13 protein-coding genes are annotated in these 13204 nt (G+C 66.6%); 10 read left to right on the forward strand and 3 right to left on the reverse strand.

Annotation, left to right across the window (positions count from 1 at the left end; translation table 11 throughout):
• The first annotated feature begins 22 nt into the window (after positions 1–22).
• Positions 23–964, forward strand: coding sequence for a hypothetical protein (locus I6F09_RS26425; protein WP_225189472.1), 942 nt, complete (start codon positions 23–25; stop codon positions 962–964).
• A gap of 179 nt (positions 965–1143) precedes the next feature.
• Complete coding sequence (gene pncA, locus I6F09_RS26430) at positions 1144–1866, forward strand: bifunctional nicotinamidase/pyrazinamidase (protein ID WP_225189430.1); 723 nt, start codon at positions 1144–1146, stop codon at positions 1864–1866.
• A gap of 152 nt (positions 1867–2018) precedes the next feature.
• Here the strand turns inward: pncA and grpE are convergent, their stop codons facing one another.
• Entirely contained in the window at positions 2019–2636 is a 618-nt protein-coding gene (gene grpE, locus I6F09_RS26435; protein WP_036003237.1) for a nucleotide exchange factor GrpE, read from the reverse strand.
• 94 nt (positions 2637–2730) lie between these two features.
• Positions 2731–3819 (reverse strand): heat-inducible transcriptional repressor HrcA, encoded by a 1089-nt coding sequence (gene hrcA, locus I6F09_RS26440; RefSeq protein WP_036003234.1) that lies wholly within the window; start codon positions 3817–3819, stop codon positions 2731–2733.
• A 168-nt stretch (positions 3820–3987) separates the two neighbouring features.
• Between hrcA and rph the strand changes: the two genes are divergently transcribed.
• Genes rph through hemW form a run of 3 tightly spaced genes read left to right on the forward strand, consistent with a single transcriptional unit; the run spans position 3988 to position 6492 of the window.
• Positions 3988–4701 carry a ribonuclease PH gene (gene rph, locus I6F09_RS26445; protein WP_036024340.1) on the forward strand — a complete coding sequence of 238 codons (714 nt, stop codon included), beginning with the start codon at positions 3988–3990 and terminating at the stop codon, positions 4699–4701.
• Between the two features lie 11 nt (positions 4702–4712).
• Positions 4713–5348, forward strand: coding sequence for an RdgB/HAM1 family non-canonical purine NTP pyrophosphatase (rdgB, locus tag I6F09_RS26450; protein WP_225142246.1), 636 nt, complete (start codon positions 4713–4715; stop codon positions 5346–5348).
• Positions 5335–6492 (forward strand): radical SAM family heme chaperone HemW, encoded by a 1158-nt coding sequence (hemW, locus tag I6F09_RS26455; protein ID WP_036024335.1) that lies wholly within the window; start codon positions 5335–5337, stop codon positions 6490–6492. The genes rdgB and hemW overlap by 14 nt, the downstream gene beginning before the upstream one ends.
• Before the next feature lie 100 nt (positions 6493–6592).
• On the opposite strand, the gene I6F09_RS26460 is transcribed toward hemW, so the two are convergent.
• The gene (locus I6F09_RS26460) at positions 6593–7825 is read right to left on the reverse strand and encodes a penicillin-binding protein activator (protein WP_051056860.1); all 1233 of its coding nucleotides are present in this window, start codon (positions 7823–7825) and stop codon (positions 6593–6595) included.
• Positions 7826–8179: 354 nt separating this feature from the next.
• Here I6F09_RS26460 and rsmI point away from each other — a divergent pair, with 354 nt between their 5' ends.
• The 5 genes from rsmI (at position 8180) to I6F09_RS26485 (ending at position 13182) form a co-directional block, all read left to right on the forward strand.
• A complete protein-coding gene (gene rsmI / locus I6F09_RS26465) occupies positions 8180–9130 on the forward strand; it encodes a 16S rRNA (cytidine(1402)-2'-O)-methyltransferase (RefSeq protein WP_225189431.1) in 951 nt (316 codons plus the stop codon).
• Positions 9117–9518: a YraN family protein gene (locus I6F09_RS26470; RefSeq protein WP_036003220.1), complete on the forward strand. Its 402-nt coding sequence runs from the start codon at positions 9117–9119 to the stop codon at positions 9516–9518. The genes rsmI and I6F09_RS26470 overlap by 14 nt, the downstream gene beginning before the upstream one ends.
• Positions 9519–9528: 10 nt before the next feature.
• The gene (gene gshB, locus I6F09_RS26475; protein ID WP_036024326.1) at positions 9529–10473 is read left to right on the forward strand and encodes a glutathione synthase; all 945 of its coding nucleotides are present in this window, start codon (positions 9529–9531) and stop codon (positions 10471–10473) included.
• A 359-nt stretch (positions 10474–10832) separates the two neighbouring features.
• A complete protein-coding gene (gene cpaB / locus I6F09_RS26480; RefSeq protein ID WP_036024324.1) occupies positions 10833–11654 on the forward strand; it encodes a Flp pilus assembly protein CpaB in 822 nt (273 codons plus the stop codon).
• Between the two features lie 10 nt (positions 11655–11664).
• Positions 11665–13182 carry a type II and III secretion system protein family protein gene (locus I6F09_RS26485; RefSeq protein ID WP_225113139.1) on the forward strand — a complete coding sequence of 506 codons (1518 nt, stop codon included), beginning with the start codon at positions 11665–11667 and terminating at the stop codon, positions 13180–13182.
• Positions 13183–13204: the final 22 nt, after the last annotated feature.

The following is a 13204-nucleotide window of genomic DNA, read 5'->3' on the forward strand; positions in this document are numbered from 1 at the left end:
ATGTGAACCAATCAGAGTCGCCATGAAGCTGATCCGCCCCCTCGCCGCGCTCGCCCTCCTCGCCGTAACAGCGCTTCCGGCCTTCGCCGCCGACGTCGTTTTCCCACCCGGCTTGCGTCTCGGCATGGTGCCGCTGATCGGCCTCAGCACGGCCAAGACCTTTCCGGGCTTCGAGAGCGAGGACGGCAACGTCAAGGTGCTGGTCACCGAGCTGCCGCCGGCCGCCTATGGCGAGGTCGTGAGCGCCTTCAATTCCAATCCCGGCGGGACGGGCGGCGTCAAGCAGGACAAGGTCGAGACCCCCGCAGGTCTTGCCTATTTCACCACCGAAAGCGGCAAGGCCGGCGATACCCCGGTGAAGCGCTATTCGATGATCGTGCCCGGCGCCGGCTTCTCCGGGTATGTCGCGGTGCAGATTCCGGAGAATGCGACCAAGATCTACACGGACGAGGCGGTGCGGCAGATGTTCGCCAGCGCCACCACCCGCAGGCAGGTCTCGGCCGAAGAGCAGATCGCACTGCTGCCGTTCAAGATCACCGATCTCGCCGACTTCAAGGACATCAAGACCCTGGCACCGGGCTCGAGCATCATCCTGGCCGACGGCGATGAGAGCGCCGGCTACGAGGCGAGGCCGTTCATGATCCTCGGCCTGATCGGCGCCACCCCGCAAGCCGCCGACGACCGCGCCCGCTTCGCCCAGGAGGCGGCGCTCCAGATTCCCGGCGTGCGCGAGTCGCGCATCACCATGTCCGAGCCGATCCGCATCAACGGCCAGCAAGGCTTCGAGACCCGGATCGACGGCGTCAGCGGCAAGGACAAGGTCCCGGTGACGGTGGTGCAGTGGATCCGCTTCTCGACGGGCGGCGCATCATTGCGCATCATCGCCAGCGCCCCGCGCGACCAATGGCAAGCAGCCTTCACCCGCTTCCGCGCCGTGCGCGATGGGATTCAGCCGAAGGGGTAGCTGCATCTCCGAACGAGATGCGCTCCCTCCCCCGCCTGCGGGGGAGGGCGGGAGAGGTGCACTGAGCTTGCGGCTTAAGCTCGATTACTCACCAATACCGGCTGCATTTTCAGGCTTCTGTTCGTATACGAACGGAACTAGGCTTCCTCCCGTTGGATCATCCTGGAGGGGAGGTAGACATGCTGGTTCGGCGACAAGTCTTGGCAATGCTTGGAACGACGGCGCTGGCGACGCTCGCGCCAAGCGCGCTGTTCGCGGCCGCACCGATCAAGCCGGACGAAGCGTCCGCGCTGCTCGTAATCGACGTGCAGAACTGCTTCCTGCCCGGCGGCAGCCTCGCGGTGAAGCAAGGCGAGCAGGTGGTGCCGGTCATCAACAAGATCTCGAAGGCATTTGCGAATGTGGTGCTGACGCAGGACTGGCACACGCCGGGCCACGTCTCGTTTGCGTCGGTTCATTCCGGCAAGAAGCCGTTCGAAACGGTCGATCTTCCCTACGGCAAGCAGGTGCTGTGGCCGGACCATTGCGTGCAGGGCACCGAGGGCGCGGCGCTGTCGAAGGACCTGTCGATCCCGCACGCCGAGCTCATCATCCGCAAGGGTTTTCACAAGAACGTCGACAGCTATTCGGCCTTCCTCGAGGCCGACGGCAAGACCTCGACCGGGCTCGCCGGCTACCTGAGGGGCCGCAAGATCAAGCGCGTCTTCGTCGCTGGTCTTGCGACAGACTTCTGCGTCGCCTGGACCGCGCTCGACGGGCGCAAGGCGGGCTTCGAGGTCTATGTGGTGGAAGACGCCTGCCGCGGCATCGACACGCAGGGCTCGCTCGCCAAGGCCTGGGCCGATATGGCCAAGGCGGGCGTGAAGCGGATTCAGTCTGCGGATATTGCGGTGAGCGCGTAGGCGGCGCGCTATCCTTCCGTCATTCCGGGGCGCGCTTCAGCGCGAGCTATGGTGCGCAATTTGCGCACCTGAGAATCCATTGTGCGGTTGTCTCTGCTGTTCAATGGATTCCGGGTTCTCGACTTCGTCGAGCCCCGGAATGACGCCAACACTCAGTTCGCCGCGCTGCTCGATTCGTTGTTGTTCGCCGCGGGCGCAGTCTTCGCGCCGCCCTTGGCGACGCCGACCAGCGCCGGGCGCAGCACGCGGTCACCGATGGTGTAGCCGGCCTGCATGATCTGCACCACGGTGCCCGACGGCACCGACGCGTCAGGCACTTCGTACATTGCCTGGTGGAAGTTCGGGTCGAACTTCTGGCCCTGAGGATCCAGCTTCTTCACGCCGTGTTTTTCCAGCGCGTTGAGCAGCGCGCGCTCCGTGAGCTCGACGCCCTCGATCAACGAGACCAGGCCGGGATCGGCCGCAGCACGCGCCTCCGCCGGAACGGCATCGAGTGCGCGCTGGAGATTGTCGGCGATGTCGAGCACGTCGCGCGCGAAGCCGGTGATGCCGTAGAGGCGGGCGTCGGCGACTTCCTTTGCGGTGCGCTTGCGCAAATTCTCCATCTCGGCCAGCGTCCGCAGCATGCGGTCGCGCGCTTCAGCCGCTTCCTTTTGCAGGGTTTCGACCGAACCCGGCTCGGGATCGTCGGGCATGATGTAGGGTTTCGACACCACGGGCTCGCCGGTCGCTGCAGTCGTGTCTTGGGGTTGCCGGTCTTGCTCGGTCATCGGCTCTGATCTCGAACTCGTTTCAGGGATGTTGGCCCGGATATCGTGCTTAAGCCCGCGAAAATCAAGCGCCCGTGATCGGCAGAAAGGCCGGTCAGCCCCCCAACAGGCGGCTGACGATGCGGGCGGCGTAGTCCACGGTCGGGATCACGCGGGCATAATTCAGCCGCGTCGGGCCGATCACGCCGAGAACGCCGACGATGTGGCCGGCGGCATCCCGATAGGGCGAGATGATGGTGGAGGACCCCGACAGCGAGAACAGCTTGTTCTCACTGCCGATGAAGATGCGCACGCCTTCGGCGGTCTCGGCCCGGCCGAGCAGATCGATCACGCCGCGCTTGGTCTCGAGGTCGTCGAACAACAGGCGAACCCGCTCCAGATCCTCCAGCGCGTGCAGATCTTCGAGCAGATTAGCGTGGCCGCGGACGATGAGCTGACGGTCCTCGCTCTCGCCGCCGGACCAGCTGGCAATGCCGGCCGAGATCACTTTCTGTGTCAGCTGATCGAGCTCGGCACGGGCCTCGCCGAGTGCGGTCTCGAGCTCGAGCCGCGCTTCGGCCAAGGTCCGGCCGCGGATCCGCGCATTGAGGAAATTGCCGGCCTCTGTCAGCGCCGAAGAGGGAACTCCGGGCGGCAGCGTCAACACGCGGTTTTCAACCTGGCCGTCTTCGCCGACCAGGATCACCAGCGCTTTTTCCGGTTCCAGGCGGACGAATTCGATGTGCTTCAGCCGCGCATTGGATTTCGGCGTCAGCACGACGGCGGCGGCCCGGGTCAGGCCGGAGAGCCGCATCAAGGCCTGGTCCAGCGCCGCCTCGACCGATTGCGCCTCGCCGACGGACGAGAGCTGGCTCTGGATCGCCTGCCGCTCGGCCTCGTTGAGGTCGCCGACCTGCATCAGGGCATCGACGAAGAAGCGCAGGCCCAGTTCCGTCGGCAGCCGGCCGGCGGAGGTGTGCGGGGCATAGATCAGGCCGAGCTGTTCCAGATCGGCCATGACGTTGCGCACAGATGCCGGCGACAGCGGCATCGCAATCAGGCGGGAAATGTTGCGCGAGCCGACCGGCTCACCGGTCGCGAGATAGCTTTCGACAATTTGACGAAAGATGTCGCGGGAACGCTCGTTGAGCTGGGCAAGGCCTGCGCGCGGCGCGATCAGATGGATCGGATCGTGATGGGCCACAGACGGTAACTCCTCTCAGATCCTTATAATTTGTCCATCCGGGCCGCGTCTGACAAGCGTGGCGTTTGCAGGCCGACGGTCAGGGGGTGAATAAGCCCTTGCCGCCCACCCCCGCCCCACCTACAAGCACCGCGAACAGCCTATTCCCGTGAGTTTTGGAGATTTCCCATGCGGCCAAGCCGCCGTGCGCCCGACGAATTGCGCCCCGTGACGCTGGAGCGCGGCGTGGTCAAATATGCGGAAGGCTCGTGCCTCGTTAAATTCGGCGACACCCATGTGCTGGTCACCGCCACACTGGAGGATCGCCTGCCGCCGTGGCTGAAGGGGCAGGGCCGCGGCTGGGTCACCGCCGAATACGGCATGCTGCCGCGCGCGACCTCCGAACGCACCCGCCGCGAGGCCTCCGCCGGCAAGCAGAGCGGCCGCACCGTCGAGATCCAGCGCCTGATCGGCCGCTCGCTTCGCACCATCGTCGATCTCGAAGCTCTTGGCGAGCGCCAGATCACGGTCGATTGCGACGTGCTCCAGGCCGACGGCGGCACGCGCACGGCCTCGATCACTGGCGCCTGGGTCGCGCTTGCCGATTGCCTCAACTGGATGAAGGCGCGCAACATGGTGAAGGCCAACGTGATGCGCGACAACGTCGCCGCGATCTCCTGCGGCATCTACAACGGCACGCCGGTGCTCGATCTCGACTATGCCGAGGATTCGGAAGCCGAGACCGACGCCAATTTCGTCATGACCGGCGATGGCCGCATCATCGAGGTGCAGGGCACCGCGGAACGCGAGCCGTTCACGCAGGACGAGTTCCTGAAGCTGATCGCCCTGGCGCAGAAGGGCATTGCGCGTCTGGTGGACTTGCAGAAACTGGCCGTGGCGTAGTCAATAGGCCCATGCACCGCCGAATCACCGACAAGCTCGTCATCGCCACCCACAATCCCGGCAAGCTCGCCGAGATGAGGGAGCTGCTCGCGCCGTACGGGATCGAGGCGGTGTCGGCCGGCGAGCTCGGCCTAGACGAGCCCGAGGAAACCGGCAACGATTTCCGCAGCAACGCCGCGATCAAGGCGATCGCCGCGGCGGAGGCGACCAAGCTGCCCTCCTTCGCCGACGATTCCGGCATCGTCGTCGACGCACTCGACGGTGCGCCGGGAATCTACAGCGCGCGCTGGGCCGGTCCATCCAAGGATTTCAACGCGGCGATGGCGCAGATCGAGCGCCTGCTGCAGGAGCGCGGCGCCACCACGCCGGACAAGCGCAAAGCCCACTTCGTCTCGGCGCTTTGTGTGGCCTGGCCCGACGATCATCGCGAGGAGGTCGAGGCGCGCGTCGACGGCACGCTGATCTGGCCACCGCGCGGCACGGCCGGCTTCGGCTACGACCCGATGTTCCTGCCGGACGGGCACAGCCGCACCTTCGGCGAGATGACCAGCATCGAGAAGCACGGCCTGCCGCCACTTGGCCTCGGCCTGTCGCACCGCGCCCGCGCTTTTCGGAAACTGGCGGAGATCTGCCTTGAGCCGCGCTAACAAGGATGCGTTTGGCGTCTATGTGCACTGGCCGTTCTGCCTGTCGAAGTGCCCCTATTGCGACTTCAACAGCCATGTCCGCCATGCCGCGATCGACGAGACGCGCTTCGCCGCCGCCTTCGCGCGTGAGATCGCAACGACCGCCGAGCGCGCGCCCGGCCGCGAGGTCACCTCGATCTTCCTCGGCGGCGGCACGCCGTCACTGATGCAGCCCGCCACCGTCGGCGCGGTGTTAGACGCGATCGGCAAGCACTGGACCGTCGCAGGCGACGTCGAGGTAACGCTGGAAGCGAACCCGACCAGCGTCGAAGCCACGCGCTTTGCCGGTTATCGCATCGCCGGCGTCAACCGCGTCTCGCTGGGCGTGCAGGCGCTCGACGACGCCTCGCTCAAAGCGCTCGGCCGCATGCACAGCGCGCGCGAAGCGCTCGATGCCGTCGCCATCGCGCGCCGCGCGTTCGACCGCTATTCGTTCGACCTGATCTACGCCCGCCCCGACCAGACGCCGGCGATGTGGGCGGGCGAGCTGCGGCACGCCATCGATGAAGCGGCCGAGCATCTGTCGCTCTATCAATTGACGATCGAGGAAGGCACGCCCTTCTTCGGCCTGCACCAGGCCGGCAAGCTGAAGACGCCGGACGAAGCGGTCGCCCGCGCGCTCTACGACGTCACGCAGGAGACCTGCGACAAGCTCGGGCTGCCCGCCTACGAGATCTCCAATCACGCGCGGCGCGGCGCCGAATGCCGGCACAATCTGGTGTACTGGCGCGGCGAGGAATATGCCGGCATCGGCCCGGGCGCACATGGCCGTCTCGACATCGACGGCGTGCGCCACGCCACCGCCACCGAGAAGCGTCCCGAGGCCTGGCTGATGCGGGTCGAGACCAACGGCGACGGTGTCGTCAGCGACGAGCTCCTCAACAGCGAGGAGCGCGCCGACGAATTCCTGCTGATGGGTTTGCGTCTCGCCGAAGGCATCGATCCCGAGCGCTACAAGGCCCTCGCCGGCCGCCCGCTCGACCCCCGCCGCATCGCGCTCTTGCGCGAGGAAGGAGCGATCACCGTGGATGCGACGGGACGGCTGCGCGTGACCAGCAGCGGTTTTCCGGTGCTGGATGCCGTGGTCGCGGATTTGGCGGCTTAGCGGATCTCGTAGCCCGGATGGAGCGTAGCGCAATCCGGGACGGTCTCACCGCGTGGACAGAACCCGGATTACGCTGCGCTCCATCCGGGCTACGAAACCATTACGCCCCAAAGCTCTTCGGCGAGCCCGCCACCGCAACGCCGCCGCCTTGCGTCACCTTCATCACGGCAAGTCCGCGTTCATTCGTGCCATCAGCACGGAAGCGGAACAGGCCGTCGATGCCGGCGAAGCCTGAGGGGTTGGTGAGCACGTCGGAGGAGAAGCGCTGGCCGCCTTGCGTGCGCGCCAGCGCGGCAACGAGCGCGACCGCGTCATAGGAAAGGGTCGCGGTGCGGATCGGCTCGGCGCCGTATTTCGTGCGGTAGCGGCCGGAGAAGGCGCGGAAGCCGGCCGGATCGGGCGCGGCGTAAAGGCCGCCCTGCAGCGCGGCGCTGGCATAGACGCGCGGATTGTCCCACAGGCCGGTGCCGAGCAGCTGGATGTTGCGCAGGTTCGCGCCCGCGGCCGTCATCGCATCCGCCACTGACACGACGGCATCGCCGTCATCGGCAATGAATAGCGCGTCCGCACTGCCGAGCTGCTGCGCCACGGTGCGCGCGGGCGTGGCGCGATCGGCACCGTATTTCTCGAACGCAACGATGCGCCCGCCGCGCCGCGGCACCGCCGCCTTCACCGCGGCCTCGACGACATTGCCATAGGCGTTGTCGGGCACCAGCACCGCGACGGAGCGCTTTCCGATGCCGGCGGAATATTCGACGATGCGGTTGACGTCGGACTCCGGCAGGAACGAGAGCAGATAGACGCCGCGTCCGGCGATGCTGGAATCGGTCGAGAAGGCGATGACGGAAATGCCGCGCGTGCGCGCGACCTGCGCCACCGCCGGCACCGATTGCGCGAACAGCGGCCCGAGGATGATCTCGGCACCCTCGTCGACCGCCTGCTGCGCGCCGGCCTGCGCGCCTTGCGGGCTGCCATTGTCGTCCTTGATCAGGAGCTGGATGTTCGGGTTCTGGAACTCGGCCAGCGCCATCTCGGCGGCGTTGCGCATCGATTGCGCGGCGAGCCCGGCATTGCCGGCCGCGGAGAGCGGCAGGATCAGGCCGACCTTCACGCCGCCGGTGCCGGCGGTCGTCGCCTGCTGCTGCGGGCCTGCCGGCTGAGCCGGCGGCGCGGAGCTCGAGAACGGGTTGGAGAACTGGCTGAGGCTTTGCTGCACGCCGGCGCAGGCCGACAGCACGGGCGCGCCGAGCAACAGGCCGAGCGCAGTCCGCCGGGTCGCCCCTGGCGATGGGGATCCCGGAAGGTGAGACTTTGGATGACGCGGGCCGACCATGGCAGCTTCTCTTCCGACCCGCCGTCGCCGGCTGATCACGACATTGCTTTCCGCGACGGGGGGCCGCGGATTCAGGCAGTGTGTCGGCAAATAGTTAACCAAAACAAAAGGATAACAACCGCTTAACGCGGCCGCAATCCCGTCCCGGCAGCTCTTCGCCGTCACTCATTCACTCATCAAGGCGGCGTTTCCGTCGCGAATATGGCGCGAGGGCCCCTCCTGCCTCCCGGCGCGATCTCGACCGATCACATTCCCGTCCGTTCCTCGCCCCTCACCTGGATACGATCTTTGGGCACGATCTTTTTCGGCGAGCCGGTTCCCAGCCTTAGCGATCGTGCCTAAGTTGGCTCCATTATGCGCGCAAAGCCGGCCCCGATAAATACGCCTGAAGCTCAAGACGCCGCCTCGCGCGGTTTCTCCATCGATGCCCATCGGCTCGCGGCGCCGAAGGCCGCGCCGGGCCTCCATCTGGTCGCGACCCCGATCGGCAATCTCGGCGACATCACCCTGCGGGCGCTGCAGACGCTCGCCGGCGTCGATGTCATCGCGTGCGAGGACACCCGCATCACGCGCCGCCTGACCAAGCGCTATGCGATCACGGCCCAGCTCAAGCCATATCACGAGCACAATGCGGAGGCCGCGCGTCCCAAAATCCTCGAAGCCCTCGGGCAAGGCGGCTCGGTCGCGCTGGTGTCGGACGCCGGCACGCCGCTGATCTCCGATCCCGGCTTCAAGCTGGTGCGCGAGGTCTGCGCCGCCGGCCATGCGGTGTATGCGCTGCCCGGCCCGTCCTCGGTGCTGGCCGCGCTGTCGGTCGCCGCGCTGCCGACCGACCGCTTCTTCTTCGAAGGCTTCTTGCCGGCGAAATCAGCCGCGCGGCGCAGCCGTCTCGCCGAGCTCGCCCGCATTGACGCGACGCTGGTGATGTTCGAGTCAGGCAACCGAGTGCAGGATACGCTGGCCGATCTCGCCGAGATCATGGGGCCGCGCGAGGCCGCGATCTGCCGCGAGCTGACCAAGCTGCATGAGGAGATTTCGCGCGCCACGCTGAGCGAGCTGGCGCGCGAGGCTGCAACGCTGGAGACACGCGGCGAATTCGTGCTGGTGATCGCTCCGCCCGCGGCCGACGCCGAGGTTCTGACATCGGACGCGCTCGATAGTCTGTTGCGCGAGCAGCTTTCCGCACACAGCGTCAAGGATGCCGTGGCGCACGCGGTCGCGTTGTCGGGCCGGCCGCGCCGCGAGGTCTATGCCCGCGCGCTCGCGCTCGCAAAGGATTCGCGGGGCAGCGATGGCGAAGACTGAGATTCCTGCGGAACCGAAGGTCGCGTCGCCCGAGCGCGTCGCAGCGTTCCAGACCGGTATTTCCGCTGAGAGCCGTGCCGCCGCCTACCTCATGGCCAAGGGCTACCGCATTCTCGCCAAACGTTACCGCACGCCGCATGGCGAGATCGATATCGTGGCGCGGCGCCGCAACCTGATCGCCTTCGTCGAGGTTAAGGCCCGCGCCACGCTGGACGAGGCCGCATTCGCCGTGACGCCGCGCCAGCAGCAGCGCATCATCGACGCCGCCCAAGGCTGGCTCGCAGCGCATCCCGAGCATGCCGAATTCGAATTGCGATTCGACGCCATGCTGATTGCGCCGCGCTCGCTTCCGCGCCATGTGTTGGCGGCATTCGACGCCTCGACCTGAAAGGCAGCCCATGAAACTGAACGTCGCCGTCCAGATGGACCCCATCGCCCGCATCAACATCAAGGGCGATTCCACCTTCGCGCTGCTCTTGGAGGCGCAGAAGCGCGGCCATGGCCTGTCTTATTACACGCCCGACAAGCTCTCGATGGTCGGCGAGGAGCTGGTCGCACCGGTTCAGCTCCTGACCGTGCGCGATGAGCCCGGCGACCATTTCACCCTCGGCGAGCCCAGGCGCGAGGCGCTGAACGGGTTCGACGTGGTGCTGCTGCGCCAGGATCCGCCGTTCGACCTCGCCTACATCACCTCGACGCATTTCCTGGAGCGCATCCATCCGAAGACGCTGGTCGTCAACGATCCCGCCTCGGTGCGCAACGCGCCGGAAAAGCTGTTCGTGATGAATTTTCCGCAACTGATGCCGCCGACGCTGATCTCGCGCGACCTCGATGAGATCAACGCGTTCCGCGACAAGTACGGCGCGGTGGTCATGAAGCCGCTGCACGGCCATGGCGGCGCGGCGGTATTCCGCGTGATGCCGCAGGACATGAATTTCGGCTCGCTGTTCGACATGTTCTCGGTGACGTTCAGGGAGCCCTGGGTGATCCAGCAATTCATCCCCGAGGTGAAGCACGGCGACAAGCGCATCATCTTGGTCGACGGCGAGTTCGCCGGCGCGGTGAACCGCGTGCCGGCCGCGGATGACCTCCGCTCCAACATGGTGCGCGGCGGCGCGGCGCAGGAGACGGAGCTCACCCCGCGCGAGCGCGAGATCTGCGCCACGGTCGGCCCGGCGCTGCGCGAGCGCGGCCTGCTGTTCGTCGGCATCGACGTCATCAACGGCAATCTCACCGAGATCAACGTGACCTCACCGACCGGCATCCGCGCCATCGCGCGGCTCGGCGGCCCGGATGTCGCGGCGAAGATCTGGGACGTGATCGAAGCGAAGCGGAAGAAGTAGAGCTCCTGCGCGCAGCCCGGATCGAGCGTTAGAGAATCTGACGCCCCCCACTTGCACCGGCCCCGGATTACGCTTGGTCTCCATCCCGGCTACGGACGACGCTCGCGGCCACCTCGCGCGCTAACGACGTATTCACCATGACGCCGCGCGCGTCGTGCGAACGTACGTGCCCGCGTAGGTGAAACTACGGGGTCGTTGGCCGACCCAATAACGCCGCGTTCACCATCTGCCGAAAACCAGCATCGCGGCCGGCGATCACGTTCGGCCTCGCAACACCCCTTATACTTTTGCTGCCTACTCATCGACGCGGGGGAACACGCCAGGTGCGGTTCGAGTGCCCCGCGTAAGAGTAGAAGCGTATGAATACCGCACGCATTGTCGTTCTCGTCATCGCTCTCGGCGCCGGCGGCGTCGCTGCATATCTGGCGAGCGGCTATCAGAATCCGCCCGCGGCCGTCCTGCCCGTCGCCGAGAAGCTGCCGACGGTCGAGGTCCTCATCGCCAAGAACGACATCCAGCTCGGCCAGGCCGTGAAGCCCGAGGACCTGCAATGGCAGGCCTGGCCCGCGGCAACCGCCAGCAGCGCCTTCATCCGCCGCGACAGCAGGCCGGAGGCACCGACCCAGATCGCGGGCTCGATCGCGCGCGTGCCGTTGATGCAGGGCGAGCCGATCCGCGAGCAGAAGCTGGTCAAGGCCGAAGGCTCCGGCTTCATGGCCGCGATCCTGCCGTCCGGGATGCGTGCCGTCTCCACCGAGATTTCAGCCGAAACCGGCGCCGGCGGCTTCATCCTGCCGAATGACCGCGTCGACATCGTCCTGACCCGCCGGCTGAAGAATCCGGACGGCGGCAACACCAACGGCCCGACCGGCGGCAACGACCTCATCCTGTCCGAGGTCATTCTCACCAACATCCGTGTGCTCGCGATCGACCAGGCCCCGAAGGAAAAGGAGGGCCAGAACGCGGTGGTCGGCAAGACCGTCACGCTCGAGCTGCGGCCCGACCAGATCGCTACGCTTTCGGCCGCACGGCAGGGCGGCACTCTGACACTCGCGCTGCGCAGCATCGTCGATGCCAACGCAGTCGACGGCACGCCCGAGGACCAGGCGATCAAGCGCCCAGGCGGCGTGAACGTAATCCGTTACGGCGTCCAGGCACGGCAACTGACGTCACAGAAGTGATGGGGACAGCATGAACTACGGGGGTGATCGGACGGGCTTGCGCATTCGGGGGAAGCGCGTGCGCTCGGTCCTGGCGGGGACGATGTTGGTGCTGGGGCTGCTCGCGGCTTCCGGCGTCCTCAGTGCTGCGGAGGCGCCGGTCGGCGACCAGGCGCCGATGCAGGCGTCGGATCTCGGCTTATCGTCGGTTGGGACTATCGCACCGGCGCGGTCGCGCTTTCTGTCGCTCGGCATCGGCAAGTCCGTCGTCATCGACCTGCCGCGCGAGGTCAAGGACGTGCTGGTGGCCGATCCCAAGATCGCCAATGCGGTGATCCGCTCGGCCCAGCGCGCCTATATCATCGGCGGCCAGGTCGGCCAGACCAACGTCGTGTTCTTCGCGGCCGATGGCCAGCAGGTCGCCTCCTATGACATCGCGGTGAAGCGCGACCTCAACGGCATGCGTTCGGCACTGCGCCAGTCGCTGCCGGGCGTCCAGATCGAGGGCGTCGGCGACAGCGTGATGCTGACCGGCTCGGTGTCGAGCCCGGTCGAGGCCCAGCAGGCCGGCGACGTTGCCGCAAAGCTGGTCGGCGGCGCGGACAAGGTCGTCAACAACATCGTCGTGCGCGGCCGCGACCAGGTCATGCTCAAGGTCGTGGTCGGCGAAGTCCGCCGCGACATCGTCAAGCAGCTCGGCGTCGATCTCAGCGCCAGCCTGAATGCCGGCACGGCGGTCGTGAATTTCAACAATTCCAACCCATTCTCGGTCTCTGGCGGACCGATCGTCAGCAGTAATGGGCTCGGCGTCACCGGCCTCGCCAAGGGCGTCGCCACCGTCAACGCCACGATGCGGGCAATGGAAAGCGCCGGCGTCATGCGGACCCTGGCCGAACCGAGTCTGACCGCGATCTCGGGCGAATCCGCCACTTTCATCGCCGGCGGCGAATTCCCGATTCCCGGGGGCTACGCCTGCGATCCGGTCACTCACGTCTGTACCACCCAGGTCACCTACAAGAAGTTCGGCATCTCGCTGAACTTCACCCCGGTCGTGCTCAGCGAAGGCCGCATCAGCCTGCGCGTGATGACCGAGGTCTCGGAGCTGTCGAACACCAACTCGATCACGTTGACGCAGGCCGTGACCGGGTCCTCGACCAACTCGATCACCATTCCATCGATCCAGACCCGCCGCGCCGAAACGACCCTGGAGATTCCCTCGGGCGGCTCGATGGCGATGGCCGGCCTGATCCAGCAGCAGACCAAGCAGGCGATCAACGGACTGCCTGGTGTCGACCAGGTGCCGATCATCGGCGCGCTGTTCCGCAGCCAGGACTTCGTCAACAACGAGACCGAGCTGATGGTGATCGTGACGCCTTACGTGGTGCGCGCGGTTGCCCAGAAGGAATTGTCGCGGCCCGACGACGGCTTCGCGCCGGCCTCGGACGCACAGAGGGCGCTGCTCGGCCGGGTCAACCGCCTCTATGGCATCGCGAGCCGTGTCGATCCGGTCGCCGGCACGCCGGGCGATTTCGGCTTCATCATCGACTGAGACGAACGGTTTGGGGACCGGG

It is taken from the genome of Bradyrhizobium sp. IC3195 (assembly GCF_020193585.1).
GTDB lineage: Bacteria > Pseudomonadota > Alphaproteobacteria > Rhizobiales > Xanthobacteraceae > Bradyrhizobium > Bradyrhizobium yuanmingense.